This is a genomic window from Lutibacter sp. (genome assembly GCF_016342705.1).
In the GTDB taxonomy this organism is placed as follows: domain Bacteria; phylum Bacteroidota; class Bacteroidia; order Flavobacteriales; family Flavobacteriaceae; genus Lutibacter.
This window is the reverse complement of sequence record NZ_JAEINV010000011.1, coordinates 28,838-54,282: the sequence shown is the minus strand read 5'-3', so window position 1 is coordinate 54,282 and position 25,445 is coordinate 28,838. Positions and strand designations below refer to the sequence as shown.

Sequence of the window (25,445 nt, the reverse complement as noted above, 5' to 3'; positions counted from 1 at the left end):
CTATGGCAGAATATAAGAACGTTGAAAAGCCTTTTTTAGAAAAGTTAAAACAATTAGGTTGGCAAGTAATTGATCAAGGAAGTTTTGGTATTCCACAAGATCCTGCAAAAAGTTTACGTATTAGTTTTAAAGAAGTAACACTAAAACAAGAATTTATAAAAGCATTAAAAAAAATCAATTTAGCAGATGGTATTGAGTGGTTAACTACCAAACAATGTGAGGATGTGTATGCAGAGGTAATTGCGACCGAAAAAGCAAATCTTTCCTTATTAGAAGCGAATAAAACAGTTTTTGAAAAACTAATAGGTAAAACAAAAACCATAGTTGCTATAAATGAAGTAACGGGTGAACAAAATCCGCTAGTAAAACTCATAGACTTTATAAATTGGGATAACAATTCTTTTATAGCAATCAACCAGTTTAGAGTAGTTACACCTGGAGGTCCTCGTGAAGGAATTATTCCAGATATTGTATTGTTTGTAAACGGTTTACCGTTTTCTGTAATTGAATGTAAAGATGTAGATGTATCAGATCCTATCTCAGAAAGCATCAACCAAATTATGCGGTATGCCAATACCCGTGAAGATGATTTCGGCACAAAAGAAGGTGAAGAACGCTTATTTTATTACAACTTGTTCAACATTGCTACTCACGGTGAAGAGGCACGTCTAGGATCTATTACTGGTGATTTTGAATACTATTTAAATTGGAAAGATATTTTTCCTGAGGTATATAAAACCTTTGACATCAATTCCTATGCAGAAGAGGAAGAAATACGATACCGTAACAATGGTTTACATAAAGAACCAAAAGTGCGTCAGGAAGTGGTAATTCACGGTTTATTGAATAAAGAAATTTTATTAGATGTACTGCAACACTTTACCTTGTTTATGGAAATAAAAGAAGGTGTTGAGGTTAAAGTTGTTTGTCGTTACCAGCAATACCGTGCAGTAGGTAAAATTTTAGAACGTTTACGAAATGAACAATCTGCAATAGCCCGTTCAGGAGTGGTTTGGCATACGCAAGGTTCTGGAAAATCCTTAACAATGGTGTTTTTTGTTCGCAAATTAAGGTCACAAAACGACTTAAAGGATTACAAGGTAATTATGATGATTGACCGTGTAGATTTAGAAGATCAATTATCCAATACCGCTCGTTTAACAAATGAATTTAAAGAAAAAAATATTGTAAAGTCACGTAAAGAATTACAACCAAAGTTAAGTGGAAATGCCTCTGATTTAAGTATGGTAATGATTCATAAATTTATACAAGAAGAATTAAAGCATTCAAAAGCTTTAATGAAGGCATTTGTAGAAGAAAATGTAGTACCCGAATTCAAACCTTTTGAAGTTGTAAATAATTCAGATCGTATTGTAATACTTATTGATGAAGCACATAGAACCCAAGGAGGTGAAATGGGTGATAATTTATTTACAGCCTTTCCCAATGCTGCAAAAATCGCTTTTACAGGTACACCTTTATTAACGGATAGACATAAACAAAAAACACATGAACGTTTTGGTGGCTCTGGAGAATTTATAGATACCTATAAAATTAGGGAAGCTGTAGATGACCGAGCAACTTTAGATATTGTATACATCGGAAAAACTAGCAAGGATAAAATAAAATCTAAGGAAGCCTTTGATGCTGAATTTGAAGATGTTTTTAAAGAGCAAACAAAAGAGGTAAAGGAAGAAATACAAAAACGTTACGGTACAATGCAAGCTTATTTAGAAAATATGCCTCGTTTAACGAAAATTGCTAAAAATATAGTGAACCATTATGTGGATGATATTTTACCCAATGGTTTTAAAGCAATGGTGGTTGCTAGTTCTATTATGGCAGCAGCTCGTTACCAGAGTTTAATTGAAAAGGCGCTAAAAGAACGTCTTGAAATTGAAAAAAACAAAGCACAACCAGATCAAGATTTAATCAAAAAAATTGCTTTTATAGAAGCCTGTACAGTAGTTACAAAACAAGACAATAATGAACTAGGTTATATCAGTGCGGCAAGAAAAAAAGCGAAAGAATTTAAAGCGGTAGATAATTTTAAAAAAGATTTTGATTACACCACAGCTGAAGAAGGGAATTATGAAAAACCCGAAACAGGTGTCGCTTTTTTATGTGTTTGCGACAAACTATTAACTGGTTTTGATGCACCAATTGCACAAGTAATGTATTTAGATAAAAGCATTCGTGAGCACGATTTATTACAAGCAATTGCAAGAGTAAACCGTACCAAAAAAGACAAAACACACGGATTGTTAGTTGATTATTATGGCGTTTCTAATAATTTAAAAGAAGCATTAAATATTTGGGGAGCTGAAGATGAAGAAGACATCAAAGAATTATTAGCGTATTTCAGAGATATCAATAAAGAAATTCCAGTATTAGAAGCACGTTACAACCGGATGGTTCAATTATTTGAGGATAAGGGAATCAAAGAATTTAAAAAGTTTGCCGAGCAACGAATGACAGATAAAGATGTTGAATTTCAATTAGCTGAAGATTGTATTGAAATGGCAGCAGCAATTCCTTTTAGAGCACAATTTGACACCTATTTAAAAGCTTTTTTTGATAGTTTAGACTTGTTATTTAATAACGATGCAGGAAAGAAATATTACATTCCAGCAAAAAGATTTGGTTATTTATTAGTGCGTATTAGAAATAGATACAAAGATCCAACAATGGATTTAAAATGGGCAAAACCAAAAATCCGAAAAATGATTGATGCTCATTTGGAAACATTAGGCATCAATAGCAAAATTCCACCAGTAAGTTTATTATCGGAGAAATTTAAAAAAGAGGTTGATAAGATGGGTAAAAACTCAAAATCAAAAGCCTCTGAAATGGAACATGCCATTAGACGTCATATAAAAGTAAATATCAATAAAGACCCAGGGCTATATAAGCGTTTTCTTCAAAGAATGGAAGAAATATTAGAACGCTATAAAGGGAATTGGGATCAGATAGTTGAGGAATTTGACAAAGTACGTGATGATTTAGCAAAAGGCAGAAAAGGAGAGAATGAAGAACCTGGTCTAGCAGAGCAAGAACTTCCTTTTTTCGATTTTATAATGTTCACGGCATATAATGATGAACTTATCGAAGAAACTGAAAAAGAAAAAATTAAAGAACTCACTATTAAAATAGTAGCGGTATTGCAGGATGCCGTAAATAAACCTAAATTTTGGAGTGATAGAGATGCTGAAATTAGAAAGCTACAAGGAGAATTAGATGACTTACTAGACTTTTCAGGTATTGAAGTAATATCAGATTTGCACGAAAAATTAAGTGTAGAAATTATGAGTTTAGCAAAAAAAAGACATCAGGAATTAACTAGTGAATTATGATCGTATCTGGAGTAGATATTACCATTCATAAAAGTAAAAGAAAAACACTGAGCATCTTTATTGAAAGAAATGGAAGTGTGTCTGCTCGTGTTCCAGAAACTCTTACTGATGAAGATATTTTAGAAGTGCTTAAATCAAAAGAATATCAAATTCATAAAAATCTAGCAGACTGGGTTCAGTCAAATACTAGTCAGGTATATAGAGAGTATGTTAGTGGGCAATCTTTTTTGTATTTAGGCAGAAATTATCGCTTAAAATTAGTTGATGAAAATTTAGGTGAAGTGATATTTAAAAAAGGATATTTTTTGTTATCTAAAAATGACGTGTCAAAAGCAAAAGAACTATTCATTGAATTTTATAAAGGAAAATTAAAAGAAAAATTGCCTTTATTAGTAAAAAAATACCAAGAACAATTAGCAGTAAATCCGAAGGAAGTTAAAGTAATGGAATTACAAAATAGATGGGCTTCTTGCACTTCAAAAAGAAATGTAAATTTTCATTGGAAATGTGCAATGGCACCCATTAATGTGTTGAATTATATTGTAGTTCACGAATTAGCACATTTAATTCATTTGAATCACACCAAAGAATTTTGGAACGAGGTTGATAAAATTTTACCTAATTACGATAAACAAATTAGCTGGTTAAAAATAAATGGCGCCGGTATGGATTTGTAACCCAATAATATTTTAAACTTATGAATGAGAAGCAAAAAAAAGATGCTAAAGAAAAATTCAAACAGTATCAAAATGTAACTTTAACACCTGAAGATATGGAAAAGGCCCAAATAAAAGCGGATAAATTAGGTGATCAAATGAATAATTTTAAATTATTGCTTGAAATGGTTAAAGACCATTGGAATGGTAATTTTAAAATTAATGCTGCAAGCTTTACAATTATCATTGGAGCTATAGTTTATGTCATTTCTCCTTTAGATGCAATTCCAGATATGATTCCTGTTTTAGGTTGGATTGACGATGTTTCAATACTTGCATTTGCAATGACCAAAATCCAAAGTGTATTAAATGAATATAGAGTATACAAAGAAAAAGGAAACCTTAAATAACACAAATAATATATGGATTTTACACTTGATGTCTTTAAGGATAGATTGGAAAAATATTTCGAAAAAAATAAAAGTTTCGCCAAATATGTTGATTATAAAACACTTGAAAAAGATCAAAAATTCCTAAATTATGGAGAAAGACAGGCGGAATTCGCAATGTTATTTGATGGAAAATTAATATCAAAATATGAATATGAATTTGATAATAAATATGATTCAGAGGAATTTGTATCTAAAATATTTTATGCTAATGTAGCGCAGGAAAAAAACATTCCCTTCGTTATCAATCACGAAAGTTATTTCTTCAATAGAGCATCAACTGAAGTTATTGAAGCTATAGAAAGATCAACTATTGTAGTAGTTCAAAAATCTATTCTTGACAAGGTAATTGAATCTGATTCTGACTTAAAAGAAATATTTTCTGAATTTGAAGAAAGAAGTTTCATGGAATTAACGAACAGATTAAGAGATTTACAATCTTTATCTACTAAACATAAAATAGAAAAGTTTCAACGGGAAAACCCCGAGTTGCTAAGTATAAAAATAGATCATATTATAAAGTATCTTGGTATCCGATCTAAAGATACTTATTATAGGATTTTACGAAAATTAAGAGAATAGTACGATTTCGGACTGAAGCAACATTTTGTTTAGAATAATTTTGAGGTATAATTTAAAACTAAATGAAATGAAAAATTCAAATTCAATTAAAATCGTCGGGAAATATACTATTATGGCATCGTTAACGGGAGCATTTCCAGTTCCAGCATCTTCTGCTGCTATTGTTGGTCAAAACGCTATTATGGTTAACCATATAGGCAATGTTTATGGACTCAAAATTACTAAATGGACATTATTGAAATCAATAGGATTGTTGGGTTCAGTAAATATGGTAGGAAGAAATCTATTTATAGAAGGAGCTAAACTATTATCGTGGGGAACAGGAAGTGTTTGGGCCGCCCCTGCTTTATGTTTGTTCGGAGCTGCAACTGCAGGACTTCAAACGTATATTCTTGGTATGCTTGCAATTGAAATTGCAAAACAAGGAGGTAGTGTATTAGATTTCACTCAAAGCTCAGAAGTAATTAGTATGGCAAAAAATAATTATGATGACTTTGTAAAAGAATGGAAAGGAAAGGATTTTCAAATGCCTAGTCAGAACTAAATTCAAAACTGACCATAATCATTCTTGGAATAAATGTTTCACTAGATCTAGTTTTTTAGAACTTAGGTCTAGTGGAAATGTTCCATTATCGCAAAGATTTATGAAGTCTCGTGAAAAATGAAAAACAAGTGTAAATAAGAAAAAATGGCGTCACTGTAAATAATCAATATATGGAAAAAGCAATCTTATCTAAATCAACATTTATTCGCGGTCTTCAATGCGAAAAATCTTTGTATTTGTATAAACACAATTACAATTTGCGCGATGTAGCTTCGCCTCAATTGCAGGCTATATTTAGTCAAGGAACCAATGTTGGTTTATTAGCACAAGGATTATTTCCTGAAGGAGTTGACGCTTCTCCAGAGAATTATTACGAAATGGCTAAATCGGTAGTGAAAACATTACAGTTTATTAAAGATGGTGAGCAAATAATTTACGAAGCCACATTTCAATACAACGGTGTTATTGTTGCGCTAGATATTTTAGTAAAAGATCAATACGGTTGGAGAGCTTATGAAGTAAAAAGTTCCACCAGTGTTTCTGATACCTATATTATGGATGCTGCAATTCAATATTACACCATTGTAAATTCTGGAATAGATTTAAAAGATATTTCAATTGTTCATATTAACAATCAATATGTGAAAGATGGAGATATTGATATTCATGAACTTTTTTCGGTGGAATCTGTATATGATAAAGTTTTGGAGGTTTTACCATCCATTCCGAATCAAATTGCGCGTTTTAAAACAGTAATAGCACAAAAAGAGGTTCCAGTAATGGATATCGGTTCACATTGTAATAATCCATATAGTTGCGATTTTAAAGGACAATGTTGGAATCATATTCCTGATTATTCAATTTTCAATATCTCAAGATTAACAGCTGATAAAAAATTTGAATTATACCAAAATGGAGTAATCAATTTTGATCAATTAGATTTATCCACAGCTCCTTTAAATGAAAAACAGCAAGTACAGGTTATTAGCGAATTGGAACAAAAAACATTCATTGACAAACCCAATATTCAACATTTTGTAAATAACCTTGAATATCCTATTTACCATTTAGATTTTGAAACAATGACTGCTGCTGTTCCTATTTATAATAATAGCAGGCCTTATCAGCAATTGGTTTTTCAATATTCTTTACATATTGAAAAGCAAAATGGAGAAATAACACATAAAGAATACTTAGCGGAAGCAAATCCTAATCTAGATCCAAGAGATGCTTTTGTAAAACAATTGATTGAGGATTGTGGAACTTATGGAGATGTTTTAGTATATAATATTGGTTTTGAAAGAGGAAAGTTGAATGATTTAATGGCTTTATACCCTCAGTATACGTTTGAAATTAACAACATAATAATTCGTTTAAAAGATTTGATGACACCTTTTCAAAAGAAATGGTATTACTCACCAAAAATGATTGGCAGTTATTCTATCAAATATGTATTACCTGCACTGGTACCAGAACTATCTTATCAAGATTTAGAAATAAAAGAAGGTGGTACAGCTAGTAATACGTTTACCCAAATGGTTATTGGTACATTTCAAGGTGATATTGAAAAAACACGTAAAGATTTATTAGAATATTGTAAAATGGATACGTTTGCAATGGTGAAAATTTTAGAGAAATTGAAAACAATTGTTTAACTGGGATCAATATCAAAGTTTCTTTATCCTATAGAAAATGCTATCTGCCTATTCAGTAGGGTATCCGATTTTAAACAAATTAATTTCTGATTGTTATATGTAATGGCATTCAATAATTCATAAGGAACAGATGAATAATTTATTTTAGTTAAATAAAATTGTAATACATCTATTTGAAAATTTCCAACCGCTATTTCATAGGTTCCTATAAGCCCAATTTCTCGTTCTTCAACATAAATTCCAGTACTTAAATTACGAGTATTAATAAAATTAACCTGAGTATTGTATAATGGAAATAAAGTTGTTGGATATAATAGTGTATCAATATTAAATTTGGCGATTCGTTTTCTACCGTAAGTTATTTCTACTTGGTTTCTATAATTATTAATTAGTCCGCTAAAAGTAGAACTGGTTAAATCATTAAGAGATTGAAACTCCTTCATATTTAACACCCTGAAAAATTCTATATCTGTTAATGCTTCCAACAACGGCAATTTAATTTTATTGGCAACCTGAATAAGGATTGGCATTAAACCAACATCTATTTTTAGCTTGTGTAGTTTAAGTGCCTCACCAAATAATTTAACTCTTACTATTTTTTCCATAAAATAAAGTCAAAATTATGAAATAAGTTCGCCAAATAGTGTCGTATAAAAATCATTTGTTGTGATACTTTACTTACTTTTAACAATCAATTTAAATAATAGTATGGCAACACATATCATCTCTAGAAGAATCCAATGTATCATCCAATATATTTATGACTTCCACTACCCTTCAAAAGTTGATTTATTAAACTTTTTAAAGGACAAAGATTTTATAGTTTCTCCAAGGACCTTAGAACGAGATATTGAACGAATTAGAACAGATTTCGGATTGGAGATAGTATACAGCAAAGCCCATCAAGGTTATTTTATTGATAAAAGTAAAAGTGTTAAAGTAGAGTCTTTTTTTAAATTTTTAGAAATCGTTACTGTTGCAGATATTTTAAGTGAAAGTTTAAAAGATAGTAATAAAATGCTGGAATATGTTTCTTTTGACGATTCTAAAAACCTCAAAGGAATTGATAATTTAAAAGAAATATTAGTAGCAATCAATCAAAAAAGAAAGCTTCATTTTGTGCATGAAAATTTTTGGAGAAACACCTTAAAAAACTATGAAATTACGCCATTATTTCTAAAAGAATATGAAAATAGATGGTACGTTATTGGTGTTCCTAAAGAATTAAATGAAATTAGAACTTTTGGAATTGATAGAATTTCGGAATTAAAGTTAGGGACATTGTCTAATGTAAAAAGAAGTCATTTTAAATCTCAGCTAAAGAATTTTGATGATATTATTGGTTTGGATTTCAACCAAGGAAAACCAACCAAAATTAGACTACTTGTAGATGGTATTCATATTAAATATATGAGAAGTTTACCCCTACACCATTCTCAAAATATCCATACTGAAAATGAAAAAGGAGAATTTTTTGTAGATTTTTTCTTAATTCCTAATTATGAATTTATAACACAAATATTAAAAATTGGTAGTGAAGTTGAAGTAATTTACCCAACTGAATTAAGAGATGAAATTAAAAATATATTAACTAAATCTTTAAATAAATATAAATAGTTCGCCACTACTTGGCGAGCACGATTCGTATTTTTACATCTTTAAAATGAGATGACACATATGAATCTACAATCCTACCCACTGGGAACACTTATTGCCATTGCATCACAGAATACAAAAAAACTATCAGAGCAATTATTGCGTGAAAGTTTGTCAATAACGGGCAATCATCGCTTTCAAAATGTAGCTTTCATTTCAACTGAAATAAAGCAGGAAACATTTCATAAAATTGCATTATCAAATCAGGATCAACTTGTTTATAATGATATTGAAAAGCCAGAATTTAGTAGTATCTGTTTACCTAAAACTTCACTATTATTTTTAGACCTTCCAGACAAATCACTATACAGAAATGATGATGGTATTTTAGATATTGAACACATCAACAAAATGCTAATACCATTAAAAAACAACTACAATATTGAAACCATAATTATTGATAATATCGATAAGGTTGATTGCAGTTTAATGGGTAGAGACCTATTATGGAAAACAAATAGTAGTAATCTTTCTAATTATGAAGATTGGAAAGAACGCAAACACGAATACATCATTTCTTTATTATTTTTTATGTCTCGAAAATTTAATCTTAGAATAATTTTTGGCAAAGAAATGAAGGAGTCATCTACCCTTCCTTTAAAAATAACTCACATAAAATATATGAATTTCGGATTCGCTGCTGAAATGATTGATGAAATAATGTATTATAACGAAAACCAAGATTTACAAAAATTAAAAAATTAAAACCGTCACTAGTTGGCGTAAACTGAAACTAAATTTGTAATAAAAAATAATCTATGATGACACAGGCAGATAAAAACGTAGTATTTGAAAGTATAGTAGCAACGATTGATGATGAAAGACTAATTTCAGAAATGAAGATACTTTTAGAAGTTGAACCCGAGCCAATAAAATCTTTGAATTATTATTTAAAGAACTATAGGAAACAACTTGTAGAAGATGAAATGAGTAATGATTCCTTCAAGGCGATAAATACTGGTTTAAGTGATTTTGACAACCACACAGGCGGCTGGAAAATGGGAACATTAAATATTGTGGCGGCTCATAAAGGAAATGGTTTACGTGCCTTTTTAATAAGTATATTAGATAATATAGCAATCAAGAATAAGCAAGAGGTTGCCGTTTTTGGATTGATCAGTTTACCTGAAAATTTCATCAATCACATCATTGCATCTGAGACAGCCATTTCAGTCTGTAAAATTCATTCAAAACTACTAGAAAAACACGAAATTGTTCAATTAGATAAAAAAATAGACCAAATAATTTATGCTCCAATTTTCATAGATGGTAACGTTCCTTTAACTGTTATTCATCTGAAAAATAAAATAAAACAGTTAATAAAAAATAACAACCTAAAAATAGCATTAATAGAAAATTTAGAAGCAATAGCAGGCAAGCGAGAATTGGTGCTAAAAGACTTAAATAATTTAGCTGAAGAACTTCAAATTCCAATAGTCGCTTTTTATGAATTACCTACAAACTGGATAGAGAGATTAGATTTAAATTATAAGCCTTCTTATACTAGGTTTAAAAAAAAATATTCAGACATCGCTTTTCACGATGATTTAGAAACACTTACTTTAATTTACAGACGAGAATATTATGGTTTAACTAAATGGGAAGACAATACCTCCTGTGAAGGTCAAGCAGAATTAATCTGTTACGGGAAATCTTTTGAAACTAAAAATATCCGTATAAAATTTATAGCCCATTTAGCAAAATTTGTAGATTTAGACTGTTAAAACACTAAATGAAATTACCTAAAAGGATTACTTTTAAACTAAAAATAATTAATTATGAAAAATAAAGCATACGAATCTTTAAAAGCAAAAATCGATTTGATTGAAGAGGAAATTGACAATATCGATCCTACTGATTTGGAGAGTGATATCTACGAATTAGAAGACGAATTAACAATTAAAATGCAATCTTGTTTCGTTGAAGATATTCATTTATTTGAAAGATTACAAAGGAGAATAAACAATATTAAAAAAGAAAATGATTTTTATGATGCTGAAGGTGAATTAGATATGATGTTTCCAGAACGGCATAATGAAGATTTTGATGAAGATTCAATGTCTTATGATAGTATATTTGGTGGTGATTAAATCAACATATTGGAGTAATATAAGTGTATTAGAGTAGGTTACTTATCAAAAGGGAACTTTAATTCATATAATTAATCTTTATTCAAAAAATGACAAAAAAAGAAGCTATTGTAAAATCCATTTCAGAAATGGATATAAATATGTTATCGCTGGTTTTAGAGAATGATACTTCTTTTATGAATTTATATATAGAAGATTTTTTAGGGAAACTTCAAGAAATATTTATAGAATGTAGAGAAAACAATATAACTGAGTTTTCAAAGGTTATTCCAGGCGAATCTATAGAAGATAGAGAAACCAATGGTTTAGAAGGATATATGTTTATTACAAGCGATAAAAAAGCTTTAACATTAGTATTTGAAGAAAACAATAATGATGTAGTTGAAATATATGAATGCACACAATTTAGATCATATCAAAATTGTGAAGAAACCGAACCAATACATATCTGTGTATGGGATGATGAAAAGATAGATTACATACCAACGTTTGAACATATAGCTTTAACCAATAGAATTGAAGTTTTTTATACTCAATATGAAGAGTTTAAAAATACAATTACACCTATTGAAGATGTTGATAGTTGGTACAATCAAATTAAAGAAGTATATGATAGCATCAATCTTTTTGATCATATGGAGTTTAAATTTTTTTATGATTTTTCAAATCTTGTAGTAGACAACATGTTTGTACATTTTATTATTGAAAATGGTGAAATCTCAAAACAAGCCTTACAAGATTATGAAGAAATTGATAGTGAAAATGAATATGAAATTTTAGAATGGTTGCTTAAATATCAAGATGTAAGATCAATATTTAGTGAAGATTTAATAAAATCTAATGAATGGGAGAAAAGAAGCCTTGTAAAGCATAAGAAAGAAGCTTCAATTATTTTAGATTGTTCAAACTATAGGTCTTCATTTAAATTTGAAGAAATTTATAATATGCACTATGATAATCAAAAGGTAAATGGGTTGTAAATCCATTTACTTTTTGTCTTTGCCCTCCGAAATCATTTTTAAAAAATTAAAGAATTATTTAAAATTTGAATAAATATTTTTTTAATTTTAAAATAAAATTAAATATTAAATGTTTTACGTTTTATTTAATATTATAACAAAAATCAGGCGGTTTTAAAATGATAATTACAACTTGGAATTTAAAACATGGTGGTGGTAAACGCATAAAAGAAATTGTTAGGGTTTTATCAGAAAATACCGATACTGATATTTTCGTATTTACTGAGTATAGAAACAACTCAAATAAAGAATACCTAAGTTTAAAACTTAATGAACTAGGTTATGTATATCAATATAATCCAAAGAGTGAGCCTAATGAAAATTCAGTATTAGTTGCAAGCAAAATTAAATTTAAATCAAAAATATTTAGCAATTTAAATAGCCATAAACATAGGGTTATTAAAGTATTCAATAATGAATACGCTATATATGGATGTTATTTCCCACTTAAAAACTTAAAAAAAGAACTATTTGAATTCCTAATGGATGAAGTACATGAAAATAAAGAAAACCTTATAATAATTGGAGATTTTAATACTGGTAAACATTTTATTGATGAAAAAAATAAAACTTTTTATTGTTCTGAATATTTTGAAGAATTGGAGCAAAAAGAAATGATTGACGCTTGGCGATTAAGCAATAGTCAAAAAAAAGAATTTTCATGGTATAATAATGCTGTTAATGGTTTTAGATTGGATCACATTTTTATAAGTTCATATTTAAAAAATAAAGTGAAACAGTGTGAATATATTCATACTTATAGAGAAGAAAAAATTAGCGATCATTCAATGATGAAATTGGAAATAGAATAAAAAACAAAACTTTAAATAACATCTATTGTTTACATTTAAAAATTAATACATTTTAAATATGATAGGCGCAATAATTGGTGATATAGTTGGCTCAATCTATGAGTTCAACAATCATAAAAGTAAAATATTTGACTTATTCAGTAAAGAAAGCACTTTTACGGACGATACAGTTATGACTATTGCTGTAGCGGATTTTATATTGTGTGATCACGGAAATCCTGGGCAACCAAGATATATTTCTTATTTACATAATTGGTATAAGAAATATCCAAACGAATCATATGGCTCAAAGTTTATTCAATGGATAAAACAATTTGATACGATTCGTTATGTAGATTTCAAACCATACAACAGCTTTGGCAATGGTGCTGCTATGCGAATATCACCTGTTGCTGATAGTATTAGCAGTATGGAAAGTTGTATGTTAAATGCTAAAGGTTTTACAGAAGTTTCTCATAACCATCCTGAAGGAATTAAAGGTGCTCAGGCTACGGCAGGATTGATTTTACTTTCAAGAACTGAAAAAGATAAAGTAAAACTAAAAAAATACGTAGAAAAAGAGTTTGGTTATAACTTAAACAGAACAGTTGACGAGTTGAGAGAAACGTATCTATACAATGAAACTTGTCAAGAAACGGTACCTGAAGCGATTATTTGTTTTTTAGAAAGTTCAGACTTTGAGGATGCTATTCGCAACGCAATTTCAATAGGTGGAGATAGTGATACTCTAGCTTGTATAACAGGTTCCATTGCCGAAGCCTATTACCAAGAAATTCCTGAGTGGATTGTGAAAGAAACTATTGATAGATTGCCTAGTGATATTCTAGTCGTTTTAAACAGGTTTTATGAAGAAGTGTATATCAGTTATCCCGAAATTGCAAAAATTGTTGCAAAACTAACATAACAATATTTTAAAAATATTTGTTAATATAAATTAATAGAAAAAATTGCTGAATTAATTACCAAATTTATAAAGCAGAACTCAATAGAAATAATAGTTAAATAACAACTTTAAAAAGTACTGACCCCTACTCTACTACATACTAAAGTCCTGCATATTTTAGTATGTAAATTTTTATATTCAAATAACAAAATAGCAATATTCTAAATCATATTTAAATTCATTTTAAATTAACATTGAACATATTTTTTAAAACTATTTTTTGCTAAATTAGTACATTGAAAAAATTGCGAATTTCAATTATAAATAAAACAAATTTTAACTTTTGTTTATCCTGCTTTTTAAAAGGATAGCAAATGTGTTTATTTGGATATAACAAGTTACCAGCAAGGTGTAGAAGAAAATTGAATTAATTAATATAATTATAAAACAAAAAAAAATGGCAAAGAAAAAAGTATTCGTAAGTTTTGACTACGACAATGACAAACATTACAAATTTTTATTACAGGCGTGGGATGCAAATCCAGAATTTGATTTTTATTTTAGTGATTTATCCTCACAAGAAATAAACTCTTGGAATATTTCAACTGTAAAAGGATCACTAACTAGAAAAATAAATGAAGCTACATACACTTTAGTAATTGTAGGTAAAGAGGCTAATAAAATTCATAAAGATTATTTAGAAATCGGATATAGAAATTGGATAAATTTTGAAATTGCAAAAAGTAAACAAAATGGAAATAAAATTGTTGCTGTAAAACTTGACAAATTCTATACATCTCCAAGTGAAATATTAGGTTCTGGTGCTGAATGGGCAATGAGTTTTGGAAAAGATTCTATAATTAAAGCATTAGAAACTGCCTCAAAAAAATGACAACAGAAAGTAAAATAGAAATTCTATATGATCATTATAAAGACACCTTTGAAAATCAAAAGGTGTCTTTACAAAAAAGAAACTACTACACTTTAATTTGTATTTGCTTAATTGCAGCTCTTTCTTTTCAAATTTCTAACCCTGAAGAGTCAAATCTAATATCAAATCAATTAATAAAAGACAATATTGGTGATATAAAAATTGATTTTAATTATATAAATAATATATTAACATTTGCATTACTCTGGATTGTAATTATGTATTATCAGATAAATTTTCTTATCGAGAAAATTTATAAATATATTCACGAAATTGAAGGAAAACTGACAAATGAATTAACTCCTTTTGAGATATCTAGAGAAGGAAAAACTTATTTAAATCATTATCCTTGGTTATCTGAAATTGTTCATCGAATTTATTCAATTGTTTTTCCAGTTATTCTAATTTCAGTCGCGATTACAAAGTGGATTAGCGATAAGAATCAATTAACTGAACCTTTTAAAAATGGACACTTTTGGTTTAATACTTTATTTCTATTTATGATTGTTTTAACTTCATTGTTATATCTTTCAAACAGACACTTTAATGATTTCAAAAAAAATGACGAAAACCCAGCTGGTAACAACTCATAAAATTTATGCTTACATTTAAACTAAATAACAAACCGACAAACATCCAACTAACGATTTCCTACGTCCTAAAAATCTCCGATTTTCCAGTCGCACAAATCTTATAAAATCACGTCATCGTGAGTAATAAAAAAAAGAGCCAAAACATTAAAAAACTATGAAAAAATTAATAATTATAAGCTTGCTTTTATTATTGCAAAGTAAAATAATTGGACAAAATACAGAACTAATTTCTAATGCAGTAAAAAAACAAAATATTGAGAAAATTGATAGTATTGCGAGAAAATTAAATTATAAAGGTGGAGATATTATTAAGGTATTTGCTGTTTTTACAGTTAATGAAAATGGAGAAATAAAAGATGTGAAAGCTCGTGGTCCTCACAAATTATTTGAAGAAGAAGCTGTAAGAATTGTTAGTTTAATTCCAAAACTTGACCCTAAAGAATTTAAAAATGGAATGAAAGAAATGAAATTCACACTTCCAATAAATTTTCAAATTGAGACATATAAAGACAAAAAGAAAAGGTTAAAAAAAGAAAAACAGATCGTTCATAAAAATGCTGAGATTAATAAAAAAGATAATATAATAAATTTAACTATTAAAGACGAGGATATATACCTATTTGACCTTGTTGAAATTACACCAATTACCATTGATTGCAATCCAAATTCGGAAAAAGAAATCCTTAAAAAATGTGTTAAAAATAGTATTACATCTCATGTAAATAAAACTTTTAATGCTGGACTAGCATACAAGCTAGGATTAAAATCTGGATTACATAAAATAGATGTGAGTTTTATAATAAGTATTAACGGAGAAATTGTAAACATTACCACTGAAGGGAATAACAAAGAGTTAAATGCAGAGGCTATTAAAGTAATTAACCGCTTACCTAAAATGACACCTGGAATGGTAAACGGAAAAATTGTTAATGTTAAATATAGTTTACCTATTGTATTATTAGTTAGTTAAACTTGCAACATCAATGTATATAAAGAATTGCTGATATCAGTAAAATAGACTGTTTCTAAAACCAAATAAACATAAATTTAAATATTGGAGAAAAACGGATATCAAACCACAACTTTTTATCCTCTAAAACATTCGGCACCTAAAAACTAAGAATTTAATGAATAGAATAATTGCTATAATACTATTAATCTTTCTTTCAAGTTGTGAAAAAAATGCAACTGAATTAGAATTTGAGAAAAAAGTGATGAATGAAATCTTTATTGATTTAGTTGATTCAATTTTTATAGATATGAGAACTATGAAAATTCCTTCACTCCATTTAGAAAAAGGAATCTCTGATAGTTTGAAAAATGAAAGAATAAATAGATACAGATTAGCTTTAGACAAGAATGAGAAAAAAAGAATTGAAATCAAGAATGAAACTAGTAGAATTGTAATTGCTGTTTATGATACGATTGAAACGCAGTCAGTTAGTGCTGGTGAAGAATTGATAAAACACAATAACATTGACTATTTGTTTAATTCAAAAACCAAAAAAATAGAATATAAAATTGACTTATCTAAGGTTAGAAAAAGTGATAAATTTATTTTTAAATACTACACGAAATTTCCAATTGGAAGAGACATTTGGAGAACTGAATACCCATTTTATTTAGGAGGAGTAGTTTCTTTTACACGAATACAATTTGACAGAGATAGAAATTATGGAATTCTATCCGCGGGAATATCATACGCACCACTAAACGGAGGTGGTTTTGTGATTTATATCAAAAAAGATGAACATGATAAATGGATAATTGATGAAATAATACAGACTTCAATATCATAAAAACGTGTTACAATACCTCATTTATTTATATTTAAATTTTGATTAATATAAACGACAAACATTCAACAAACAATTTGCTTCTTCCGAAAAAACTATGATTTCCCAGTTACACAAATCTTATAAAATCTCGCTAGGCTTATAATATCTAATCCAAAAGGTTTAATTTCCAAACAATTTATTAATCTTAAAAAGTCTATACCAATAACTTTGAACAAAGTTATAACCATCCCAAAGATTAAAGCTCACTTTTTTTCTATTTATTGATATTAAAAGCACAACATTGTCATCCAATACCACTTCTATGTTTTTATATTTTGTCTTTTTTTCTAATTCGGTTACAATTAGTTGGTACAATTCTTCTTTCGTTTGTTTTGACAACCAAATACTTTCATTTTGATAATTATAATTACTGTTTCTAAACGTTAAAAGATATTTATCTTTATCCTCAAAAAATAATAAAGTTGCGGAAAACTCTTCACCTTTCAGAAACGACATATTTCTGATGCCGACAGTTTTAAATATATCATTAGCTTCTTTCCTTAGCTCTTTATATTGATTTAGATCTAAATTACCCAAAGAAGTTAGAGGGTCAACAATTGGAAGTTTTCTAGAAAGTCCACTGGTTTGGTCAGCAAGTGTATGACTTATTTTTCCAACTAAACTTACATTGGTGCTTTTTTGTTCAATAACTTTTATTTGCGAAAAACAAAATATTGAATTTAAAAGAAAGATGAAAATTATTTTATATTTTATCATAGTTATAAAAAATAGGAGTCCCACTTGACTTTAAACAAGTGGGACTTAATTAATTGTAAAATATTAGTAATACTCAATTATATCTGCACTAACAACAACCTCTATTGTTATTTCTTTAATATCAATAGCTGCACCAACTCTTTTACCATTTAATGTTTTAAGAACATCAATAGAGAGATTTGCAAACGCTTGGTTAGCCATTAATTCAGGAAGTCTTGATTTTGCTTCAGATAATAAACCATCTGGAGCTGTTTGTTGCTTATAATTTCTGTAACTAGATACTTTATATGTTGTTTTTGCTTTTCCCATAACATTTTTAGCAACATACTTAAAGTTAGAATTTGTTTTAATTGATTCTGTTCCATGATGCACAAAATCGTAAGTTTGTTGTGTTATTGAACAACTAGATAAAATAAACACAAATAATAATAAAACACTAATTTTCTTCATAATAAAGATTTAAATATTAGCCTACTCTATTTTTAAATTGGATTTTCAGCTTAACTCCAATATTTTATAAAAAACGTGAAACGCAAAAAATATATCAGAGATTCACACTTATTGAATTACTAAAAAAATAAAATAATTGCATCTATTTTCTCATTGGTTTTAAACTAAAATTGTTTAGTTATTTAGACATTGCTACTATCACAAACCAAATCTACTTTGAATTATTAAATTAATTTTACGGAAACCCGTAGTGAAACTATAAAATTGCAATTATTATTATTTTTTATAAATTGTATCAATAGATAGAATGTATTGTTAATTGAGCTAAACCTTGCAAAAATCAAAATTTTCAATAGATAACATCTATATAAAAAATATAAAACACTGATAAACTGATTGTTACACACTTAAAAAACAACCTATTTTTCAATAAAAAACCTTGATTTTAGCCAAATTGTACCTCGTCAAAAAATGCCAAAATCGCCGAAGCCCTTTTAAATACTGGAAAACTAATTTCCGAGAAATGCACTGTACCTCATTTTTTAACCCTAAAATTTTTAAAATATTTTTACATTAAAAATTGAAAATCTGACGTTTTAAACAAAAAACTCTTTGCTTATATGGGTTAAAAAGCTATTTTTGTTGGGCGAAATTGCGGGAGAAGTAAGATAATAGATAAAATTTATTAACAAATGCTAATTTTTGTGCTAATTTCCGAGCCTTTTTGTACCTCAAATCTTTCTAGCTACTATAAATAAAGGAAACCTAATTGTTGTATCGGTAAATAAAATTGATTAAATTATTACTGAAATAAAAAAGTTAAACACCTCTTATAAATTATGCTTAAATTTGATCTAGTTCAAAAGGCAAACATTCAACAAACAATTTGTTACAACGGAAAAATTTCAAATTTTAAACCTAAATTTACATTAAAAAAGTTCAGCTAACAGGTTGAAAAACAGTCTTACAAGTCATCTTAAATAGCCAATCGAAATAAAGTAGTTAATTATATAAATGAATTTATAAAAGTATGCATTATAGATTAGGTGGTATAATTTTAAACTATATAGGAGCAACATTTCGTTGGATATATGGTAGTATTTGGAGAACCCTTTTTCGAAAACCAAAATTCACGTTTAATGAGTACTTAAATGGCCCAAAAAAATCTGATTATTATGATGAAATGGGGCATCAACTAAATAACAGACTAATTGGAATGTTAGGATTAGTTTTAATAATCATTCCAATTATTCAATTAATTTTCAGGTAAAAGAAGTAAAATATTATGGAAAAAGCTTAAAACTACTCAGATAAAACTCACCTTTAGACTTTATAACACCAAAATTATAAACTATAAAGAACACAGCAAATGATTACTCTAGCTTAAATCATACGTTAAAAAACAGCATTTAACAAATCAATATATAATGATATTTAAAATCATTTTAAATTAAGATTAAACTTTTCTTAATTCTTTTTTATTAAATGAGTTCCTTATAGAGGTAGCGAATTTCAATAATAGTTAAAACATCTTTAAATAATTATTTTTCCTTAAATTTAAAGATTGTTGAAAACACTCTCAATCAATTTGTTAAAATCAGTACAATTTTTGCTGACGATTTACAATTTTCTTTATGTATGAATTGCCAGTCAAGTATATAAAAATAATAATATGATAATGGTTATTTTTAACAACTAACATCAGTCCTATCATAATTGGTGTAGTTTTCATATTTATTTTAATGCTCTTGCTACTTGTTCGGCAGAAAGCCAATTAATTAACAACTACCATCCAATGAATTATTACGTGCTATTTTTTTAATTTTAGATTTAAAACCTCTTTAAAAATTATTTTCTATAGATAAATACCTTCAAAATTTACTTGTTATAATTAATTGAAAATAAGTATCTTTACTATCTTACACATTTTTTAAACTATTTATATTTCATGACTAAAAAGAATGAAACAATTTTTTAAAACAATACCGGCATTTTTAATATTAAGTATTGGGCTGTTCACTTCTTTCTGGATATATTCAATTTTTGAAAAAAGGGCCTTAGAAGTAAAAGAAGAACAAATTTCTAATGTTATAGATAACAATGTTGACAACATTCAAAAAGAACTAAGTGTCTCTTTTGCTTCCATTGAAATTCTTCAGTCCATTTTTGAAGAACAAAATTTTATTTCAAAAGAAGAATTTAAAAACTATACAACACCTTTATTCAAGAGAAACTCTGGCTTAAAAGCCTTGTCTTGGGTACCAAAAATTTTAAATACCGAAAGACCCATTTTTGAAAAGTCGCTTCATAATCCTCTTCAATATAATTTTATAAATGAGAGAGATAGCAAAAATGAAGTGATTGTTGGTAAAGAAGAGTCGTTTTATTTTCCTGTTGCTTTTATAGAACCTTTTGAAGAAAATAAACAAGCATTGGGTTTTAATATTTATTCAGACAGTTCAAGACAAAAAACTATTGATAGCGCAATTAAAAAAAGGGAGCTCGTTATTACACCAAGAATTAAAATTGTGCAAGATACGCTTGGGTATAGTTTGTTAGGTATAATGCCCGTTTATAACGTTCCTGAAAAAGAAACAACTGTTGAAAACGTAAAAGGTTTAATTTCTGCTGTTTTTAAAATTGACAGATTGGTGAATGATGCCTTATTAAATACAAAAGACCCCATTTTTATGGTGGTTATTTTTGATATTACAAATAATAAAAAGGAGTTGATTTATGGCGTTGAATCTCAAAGAAATACACAAGAAAGAGTGGATAAAAGAATAATCTCTGTAGCTGGTAGAACTTGGGAACTTAATTTTATGATAAAGCCTGATTATTTAAAAGTTGCAGGTTTTGGTGTTTATCTTTTTGCTGGTATTATTTTTTCTTTAATGTTATTTATAATATTGTTGTTTCCTGTTTTAAAAGAAAAAAGAAGACAGATTTTAACTGAAAAACTAACTAAAGAACAACAAATTAGAATTAGTGCCGAAGAGTCCCTTTTTGAAAGTGAGGAAAAATATAAATATATGTTTGAAAACAATCCGCAACCCATGTGGATTTTTGATTTGGAAACACTTGCTTTTCTAGAAGTAAACAATGCTGCCATTGCACATTATGGATATTCCAAGGAAGAATTTCTTTCTATGACCGTAAAAGATATTCGACCAAAAGAGGATGTTCATCTATTTTTAAAAACCAAATTTTTAACGGGTAATTTAAACTTTGCAGGAGAATGGAATCATTTAAAAAAGAATGGTGAAGTTATTATTGTTGAAATTACCTTTCACGCCGTTACCTTTAATGGTCGTAAAGCGAGGCATGTAATAGCGAACGATATTACGGAACGCAAAAAGATAGAAGCTAGTTTAAAAGAAAGCAATAATAGGTTGGCTGCAATAATGAAAAACATTAATGAGGGTCTTATGTTAGCCGATTACCAAGGTAATGTTATTTATTGGAATCCTGCTGCCTTAGCAACATTTGGTTATGCGAGTATGGATGAATGTAAGCGCCAATTAAATCAATTTGCCGATACGTTTGAAGTTCGGACACTTAATGATGATCGTATTTTAACAGTTGATGAGTGGCCAATGAGTCGTGTAATGCGAGGCGAGTTGTTGCGCGATTGGGAAGTAAGATTGAGCCGGATAGACCAGGGTTGGGAGAAAATTTTAGCTTATTCTGGCTTCCTTATAGAAAGTGATAGTGGTGAAAAGCTCGTGATAGTTTCTACGATTGACATTACAGAAAGAAAACAAGTAGAAGAAGAACTGAAACAAAGCGAAGAAAAATTTTCAAATGCGTTCTATACAAGTCCGGCAGCCATGTCAATAGCAAGAGTATCCGACGGTTTATTTTTAGACGCTAATTCTTCCTTTTTAAATATGTTTGAATTTAAACGAGAAGAACTTGTTGGGCATACCTCCATAGAACTTAATTTAATTGGTCCTGAAGAGCGCTCTAAAATAATGCATCAGATTAAAGAAACAGGCGAATTAATTAATTTTGAACTCATATTAAAATCAAAATCTGGAAAAAATATCAATGTACTAGTTTCATCAAAGCCAATCAAGATTAAAGATGATGCTTGCAATTTAACCACAATGATTGATATTACCAGTCGAATACAAGCAGAAGAAGCCTTGAAAAAAAGCGAAGAAAAATTTTCAGCTTCATTCCATGTGAGTCCTGTCGGATTAGCGATTACAAGAATATCTGACGGAAATTTTATTGATGTTAATGATTCCTTTTTAAAAATATTTGAATTTGAGCGCGAAGAGGTGATTGGGCACACTTCCATTGAGATAAATATGCTTAGTCCTGAGGCTCGGGCAAAAATAATTAAGATGCAACTTGAAACAGGTGGATTACGCAACAATGAACTAGTTACCCAATCTAAATCTGGAAGAATTGTTCATCTGCTCTTCTCATCAAATCCAATAAAAATTGAAGATGTGGACTGTCATGTAACTACCATGGTTGATATTTCTGACCGAAAATTGGCTGAAAAAAAACTGCAAACTAGCGAAGAGCAATTTCGTGCATATGTAGAACAAGCAGCCGATCCTTTATTTGTACATGACAGTGAGGGCAACTTTATTGCTGTGAATCAACAAGCCTGTGAAAGCCTTGGTTACACTAGAGAGGAACTTATGAACCTGAATTTGTTTGATATTGAAATTGATTTTGATTTAGCCAGAGCAAAAGAAGCATGGAGCCATTTCAATACAAATGAACATTTTACATTGGTAGGGCACCAGAGACGTAAGGACGGCTCAACCTTCCATGTAGAGGCAAGTTTTGGATGTTTTGATATAGATGGTAAAAGACAATTTATAGTTCAGGCACGTGATATAACAGAGAGACTAGAAGCTCAAGAAGCCTTGAAAAAGAGTGAAGAAGAATTTAGGAATTTGGCTGAATCTATGCCTCAAATTGTTTGGACAACAAGGGCAGATGGTTGGAACACCTACTTTAATCAACAGTGGATGGATTATACAGGACTTACACTGGAAGAAAGTTATGGACACGGATGGAACATTCCTTTTCATCCAAAGGACCAACAACGAGCTTGGGATGCTTGGCAAAATGCTGTGAACAATAATGGCTCCTATTCTATTGAAGTCCGCTTAAGACGCTTTGATGGGGAATATCGCTGGTGGTTGATTCGTGGAATCCCTATGTTAAATGAAAATGGTGAAATTTTGAAATGGTTTGGAACATGTACAGATATTGAAGATATAAAGCAAGCCGAAGAAAGTATCATTTCAACAAAAAAGCAACTTGAAAATATCTCAAACAGCTTACCGGTGTTTATTGCACAATGCGATGCTACTAAATACTACAAGTTTGTAAATGAGCCTTATTCTGAAATGTTTGGCCTACAACCTGCTGATATTATTGGAAAACATCCAAAGGAAATATTGGGCGAAAAAGCCTTTGAATTTGCGAATCCTTATATGAATACGGTGCTTTCTGGAACCCCTACGCATTATGAATTCGTTTTATCAAATTCAGTAAATGAAGAAAAAATACTCAATGTAAACTATGTTCCAGATATTGATGAAACGGGTACTGTGGTAGGATTTATTGCAGCTATTACAGATATTACAGAAGAAAAGAAAAAAGGAGAACTACTGAGAGAAAGTGAAGAGCTACTTCGTTTATCTACAGAACTTGCAAATGTGGCCGCCTGGGAAATGGATTTAGTTGCCAATTCTATGACGCGTTCAAGTAACCATGATAATTTGTATGGATTAAAGGATGTTGGTACATGGCAGGTAAATACATTTTTGGACGCAACACATGTAGATGACCGAGAAAAATGTAATTTCTTTATCAATCAATCAATTGCTTCTGGTGGTCCGGATGAATATAAGTTTGACTTCAGAATTCATTATCCTGATCAATCGATTCACTGGTTAAACGTTATTGGTGTGGTAATTGAAAGAAATGCAAATGGAGTAGGTACAAAAATAAGAGGATTTATTACGGATATTACAGACAGAAAAGAAGCAGAAGAAGCCATTAAACAATTAAATATTGAATTAGAGCAACGCGTACTAGATAGAACCGAAAAATTAGAAGCCACAAATAAAGAATTACAAACATTTACTTATTCGGTATCACATGATTTAAAAGCACCGTTAAGAGGTATTGATGGCTACAGTAATTTATTACAGGAATTGTATGCAAAGGATTTAAATGATGAAGCTAAAAATTTTATTCGATTGATTAGAAACGGAACGATGCAAATGAATAATTTGATTGAAGATTTATTAGAATATAGTAGATTAGAAAGAGCAACGCTTCGAACAGAAACCATTCATATTAAAGATTTCATACAAAAGTTAAAAACACAATTTGAAGCTCAAATTTCTGCAGCTAAATTTACTGTAATTATTCATTGTCCAGATATTAAAATAACTACAGATAGCAAAGGCTTAACCATTGCATTAAGAAATCTTTTAGATAATGCTATTAAATTTTCTCGAAAAAATAAAAAACCAATTGTGGAGATTTCACTGGTAAATAAAACTAAATTCATAATTATTTCAGTAAAAGACAACGGAATAGGGTTTGACATGCAATATAAAGAACGTATATTTGATATATTTCAACAATTAAATTTACCTGAAGAATTTCCAGGAACTGGAATTGGTTTAGCAATGGTTTATAAATCTATAGAGAAAATGGGAGGTAAAGTTTGGGCAGAAAGTAGCCCTAGAAAAGGTGCCACTTTTTACCTTGAAATTCCAAAACAAAAAACACCATGAAAACACCTTATGAAAATTCACCCATTTTATTAATAGAGGACAATCCTGTGGATGTGGATTTAACACTTCGTGCATTTAATAAACAACATGTTACTAATAATATTATTGTTGCTAGAGACGGTGCACAGGCAGTTGCGCAAATTAAAAAATGGGACAAAGGAAGTAAAATTCCAATTGTTATTTTACTTGATTTAAAATTACCAAAAATTGATGGCCTTGAAGTATTGCGCGTTTTTAAAACGCATCCAAAATATAAAACAATTCCGGTAGTAGTATTAACATCTTCTTCAAATGATAAGGATATTGAAAATGCTTATGAGTTAGGAGTTAATTCTTATATTGTAAAACCTGTAAATTTTGATAAGTTTATGGAGGTTGCAGCACAAATAAAATTGTATTGGATGGCATTAAACAATTCAAAATTAAGCTAGTCCC

23 protein-coding genes are annotated in these 25,445 nt (G+C 29.1%); 20 read left to right on the top strand and 3 right to left on the bottom strand.

Going from position 1 to position 25,445, the window contains the following annotated elements:
• Window positions 1-2 precede the first annotated feature (2 nt).
• The 6 genes from JEY78_RS11285 (at window position 3) to JEY78_RS11260 (ending at window position 7,239) form a co-directional block, all read left to right on the top strand.
• Window positions 3-3,353, top strand: a complete 3,351-nt coding sequence (locus JEY78_RS11285) for an HsdR family type I site-specific deoxyribonuclease (RefSeq protein WP_291851135.1) — start codon at window positions 3-5, stop codon at window positions 3,351-3,353.
• Window positions 3,350-4,030 (top strand): M48 family metallopeptidase, encoded by a 681-nt coding sequence (locus JEY78_RS11280; protein WP_291851132.1) that lies wholly within the window; start codon window positions 3,350-3,352, stop codon window positions 4,028-4,030. Before JEY78_RS11285 ends, JEY78_RS11280 begins: the two co-directional genes overlap by 4 nt.
• A 20-nt stretch (window positions 4,031-4,050) precedes the next feature.
• Window positions 4,051-4,419: a YkvA family protein gene (locus tag JEY78_RS11275; protein WP_291851129.1), complete on the top strand. Its 369-nt coding sequence runs from the start codon at window positions 4,051-4,053 to the stop codon at window positions 4,417-4,419.
• Between the two features lie 12 nt (window positions 4,420-4,431).
• Window positions 4,432-5,040, top strand: a complete 609-nt coding sequence (locus JEY78_RS11270) for a hypothetical protein (RefSeq protein WP_291851126.1) — start codon at window positions 4,432-4,434, stop codon at window positions 5,038-5,040.
• A 67-nt stretch (window positions 5,041-5,107) separates the two neighbouring features.
• Window positions 5,108-5,584 carry a hypothetical protein gene (locus JEY78_RS11265; RefSeq protein ID WP_291851123.1) on the top strand — a complete coding sequence of 159 codons (477 nt, stop codon included), beginning with the start codon at window positions 5,108-5,110 and terminating at the stop codon, window positions 5,582-5,584.
• 170 nt (window positions 5,585-5,754) lie between these two features.
• A complete protein-coding gene (locus tag JEY78_RS11260; RefSeq protein WP_291851120.1) occupies window positions 5,755-7,239 on the top strand; it encodes a DUF2779 domain-containing protein in 1,485 nt (494 codons plus the stop codon).
• Between the two features lie 23 nt (window positions 7,240-7,262).
• Here the strand turns inward: JEY78_RS11260 and JEY78_RS11255 are convergent, their stop codons facing one another.
• A complete protein-coding gene (locus JEY78_RS11255) occupies window positions 7,263-7,844 on the bottom strand; it encodes a hypothetical protein (protein ID WP_291851118.1) in 582 nt (193 codons plus the stop codon).
• Between the two features lie 103 nt (window positions 7,845-7,947).
• Between JEY78_RS11255 and JEY78_RS11250 the strand changes: the two genes are divergently transcribed.
• The 11 genes from JEY78_RS11250 to JEY78_RS11200 all read left to right on the top strand — a co-directional run bounded on the left by JEY78_RS11250 (window position 7,948) and on the right by JEY78_RS11200 (window position 17,022).
• Complete coding sequence (locus JEY78_RS11250; RefSeq protein WP_291851115.1) at window positions 7,948-8,856, top strand: WYL domain-containing protein; 909 nt, start codon at window positions 7,948-7,950, stop codon at window positions 8,854-8,856.
• A gap of 60 nt (window positions 8,857-8,916) precedes the next feature.
• Window positions 8,917-9,600: a hypothetical protein gene (locus JEY78_RS11245; protein WP_291851112.1), complete on the top strand. Its 684-nt coding sequence runs from the start codon at window positions 8,917-8,919 to the stop codon at window positions 9,598-9,600.
• A 53-nt stretch (window positions 9,601-9,653) separates the two neighbouring features.
• Window positions 9,654-10,619, top strand: a complete 966-nt coding sequence (locus JEY78_RS11240) for a DnaB-like helicase C-terminal domain-containing protein (protein WP_291851109.1) — start codon at window positions 9,654-9,656, stop codon at window positions 10,617-10,619.
• 54 nt (window positions 10,620-10,673) lie between these two features.
• A complete protein-coding gene (locus JEY78_RS11235; protein WP_291851106.1) occupies window positions 10,674-10,985 on the top strand; it encodes a hypothetical protein in 312 nt (103 codons plus the stop codon).
• Window positions 10,986-11,074: 89 nt separating this feature from the next.
• Window positions 11,075-11,965, top strand: a complete 891-nt coding sequence (locus JEY78_RS11230) for a hypothetical protein (protein ID WP_291851103.1) — start codon at window positions 11,075-11,077, stop codon at window positions 11,963-11,965.
• Between the two features lie 158 nt (window positions 11,966-12,123).
• Window positions 12,124-12,816, top strand: coding sequence for an endonuclease/exonuclease/phosphatase family protein (locus JEY78_RS11225; protein ID WP_291851100.1), 693 nt, complete (start codon window positions 12,124-12,126; stop codon window positions 12,814-12,816).
• Between the two features lie 58 nt (window positions 12,817-12,874).
• On the top strand, window positions 12,875-13,720 hold the full coding sequence (locus tag JEY78_RS11220) for an ADP-ribosylglycohydrolase family protein (RefSeq protein WP_291851094.1): 846 nt from the start codon (window positions 12,875-12,877) through the stop codon (window positions 13,718-13,720).
• Between the two features lie 436 nt (window positions 13,721-14,156).
• Window positions 14,157-14,591, top strand: coding sequence for a TIR domain-containing protein (locus tag JEY78_RS11215; RefSeq protein ID WP_291851091.1), 435 nt, complete (start codon window positions 14,157-14,159; stop codon window positions 14,589-14,591).
• On the top strand, window positions 14,588-15,223 hold the full coding sequence (locus JEY78_RS11210) for a hypothetical protein (protein WP_291851088.1): 636 nt from the start codon (window positions 14,588-14,590) through the stop codon (window positions 15,221-15,223). Before JEY78_RS11215 ends, JEY78_RS11210 begins: the two co-directional genes overlap by 4 nt.
• A gap of 154 nt (window positions 15,224-15,377) precedes the next feature.
• Window positions 15,378-16,193, top strand: coding sequence for an energy transducer TonB (locus JEY78_RS11205; protein WP_291851085.1), 816 nt, complete (start codon window positions 15,378-15,380; stop codon window positions 16,191-16,193).
• A gap of 157 nt (window positions 16,194-16,350) precedes the next feature.
• Entirely contained in the window at window positions 16,351-17,022 is a 672-nt protein-coding gene (locus JEY78_RS11200) for a hypothetical protein (protein WP_291851083.1), read from the top strand.
• 159 nt (window positions 17,023-17,181) lie between these two features.
• Here the strand turns inward: JEY78_RS11200 and JEY78_RS11195 are convergent, their stop codons facing one another.
• Window positions 17,182-17,778 (bottom strand): hypothetical protein, encoded by a 597-nt coding sequence (locus tag JEY78_RS11195; RefSeq protein ID WP_291851080.1) that lies wholly within the window; start codon window positions 17,776-17,778, stop codon window positions 17,182-17,184.
• 63 nt (window positions 17,779-17,841) lie between these two features.
• On the bottom strand, window positions 17,842-18,228 hold the full coding sequence (locus JEY78_RS11190; RefSeq protein WP_291851078.1) for a DUF6567 family protein: 387 nt from the start codon (window positions 18,226-18,228) through the stop codon (window positions 17,842-17,844).
• Between the two features lie 1,030 nt (window positions 18,229-19,258).
• Between JEY78_RS11190 and JEY78_RS11185 the strand changes: the two genes are divergently transcribed.
• The 3 genes from JEY78_RS11185 to JEY78_RS11175 all read left to right on the top strand — a co-directional run bounded on the left by JEY78_RS11185 (window position 19,259) and on the right by JEY78_RS11175 (window position 25,441).
• Entirely contained in the window at window positions 19,259-19,498 is a 240-nt protein-coding gene (locus JEY78_RS11185; RefSeq protein WP_291851076.1) for a hypothetical protein, read from the top strand.
• Between the two features lie 691 nt (window positions 19,499-20,189).
• Entirely contained in the window at window positions 20,190-25,010 is a 4,821-nt protein-coding gene (locus JEY78_RS11180) for a PAS domain S-box protein (RefSeq protein WP_291851073.1), read from the top strand.
• Complete coding sequence (locus tag JEY78_RS11175; RefSeq protein ID WP_291851070.1) at window positions 25,007-25,441, top strand: response regulator; 435 nt, start codon at window positions 25,007-25,009, stop codon at window positions 25,439-25,441. The genes JEY78_RS11180 and JEY78_RS11175 overlap by 4 nt, the downstream gene beginning before the upstream one ends.
• Window positions 25,442-25,445 lie beyond the last annotated feature (4 nt).

Excerpts from the sequence above, each read along its gene's own strand:
- JEY78_RS11285 (WP_291851135.1), top strand. The coding sequence starts at position 3 with ATGGCAGAATATAAGAACGTTGAAAAGCCTTTTTTAGAAAAGTTAAAA.
- JEY78_RS11280 (WP_291851132.1), top strand. The coding sequence starts at position 3,350 with ATGATCGTATCTGGAGTAGATATTACCATTCATAAAAGTAAAAGAAAA.
- JEY78_RS11275 (WP_291851129.1), top strand. The coding sequence starts at position 4,051 with ATGAATGAGAAGCAAAAAAAAGATGCTAAAGAAAAATTCAAACAGTAT.
- JEY78_RS11270 (WP_291851126.1), top strand. The coding sequence starts at position 4,432 with ATGGATTTTACACTTGATGTCTTTAAGGATAGATTGGAAAAATATTTC.
- JEY78_RS11265 (WP_291851123.1), top strand. The coding sequence starts at position 5,108 with ATGAAAAATTCAAATTCAATTAAAATCGTCGGGAAATATACTATTATG.
- JEY78_RS11260 (WP_291851120.1), top strand. The coding sequence starts at position 5,755 with ATGGAAAAAGCAATCTTATCTAAATCAACATTTATTCGCGGTCTTCAA.
- JEY78_RS11255 (WP_291851118.1), bottom strand. The coding sequence starts at position 7,844 with ATGGAAAAAATAGTAAGAGTTAAATTATTTGGTGAGGCACTTAAACTA.
- JEY78_RS11250 (WP_291851115.1), top strand. The coding sequence starts at position 7,948 with ATGGCAACACATATCATCTCTAGAAGAATCCAATGTATCATCCAATAT.
- JEY78_RS11245 (WP_291851112.1), top strand. The coding sequence starts at position 8,917 with ATGAATCTACAATCCTACCCACTGGGAACACTTATTGCCATTGCATCA.
- JEY78_RS11240 (WP_291851109.1), top strand. The coding sequence starts at position 9,654 with ATGATGACACAGGCAGATAAAAACGTAGTATTTGAAAGTATAGTAGCA.
- JEY78_RS11235 (WP_291851106.1), top strand. The coding sequence starts at position 10,674 with ATGAAAAATAAAGCATACGAATCTTTAAAAGCAAAAATCGATTTGATT.
- JEY78_RS11230 (WP_291851103.1), top strand. The coding sequence starts at position 11,075 with ATGACAAAAAAAGAAGCTATTGTAAAATCCATTTCAGAAATGGATATA.
- JEY78_RS11225 (WP_291851100.1), top strand. The coding sequence starts at position 12,124 with ATGATAATTACAACTTGGAATTTAAAACATGGTGGTGGTAAACGCATA.
- JEY78_RS11220 (WP_291851094.1), top strand. The coding sequence starts at position 12,875 with ATGATAGGCGCAATAATTGGTGATATAGTTGGCTCAATCTATGAGTTC.
- JEY78_RS11215 (WP_291851091.1), top strand. The coding sequence starts at position 14,157 with ATGGCAAAGAAAAAAGTATTCGTAAGTTTTGACTACGACAATGACAAA.
- JEY78_RS11210 (WP_291851088.1), top strand. The coding sequence starts at position 14,588 with ATGACAACAGAAAGTAAAATAGAAATTCTATATGATCATTATAAAGAC.
- JEY78_RS11205 (WP_291851085.1), top strand. The coding sequence starts at position 15,378 with ATGAAAAAATTAATAATTATAAGCTTGCTTTTATTATTGCAAAGTAAA.
- JEY78_RS11200 (WP_291851083.1), top strand. The coding sequence starts at position 16,351 with ATGAATAGAATAATTGCTATAATACTATTAATCTTTCTTTCAAGTTGT.
- JEY78_RS11195 (WP_291851080.1), bottom strand. The coding sequence starts at position 17,778 with ATGATAAAATATAAAATAATTTTCATCTTTCTTTTAAATTCAATATTT.
- JEY78_RS11190 (WP_291851078.1), bottom strand. The coding sequence starts at position 18,228 with ATGAAGAAAATTAGTGTTTTATTATTATTTGTGTTTATTTTATCTAGT.
- JEY78_RS11185 (WP_291851076.1), top strand. The coding sequence starts at position 19,259 with ATGCATTATAGATTAGGTGGTATAATTTTAAACTATATAGGAGCAACA.
- JEY78_RS11180 (WP_291851073.1), top strand. The coding sequence starts at position 20,190 with ATGAAACAATTTTTTAAAACAATACCGGCATTTTTAATATTAAGTATT.
- JEY78_RS11175 (WP_291851070.1), top strand. The coding sequence starts at position 25,007 with ATGAAAACACCTTATGAAAATTCACCCATTTTATTAATAGAGGACAAT.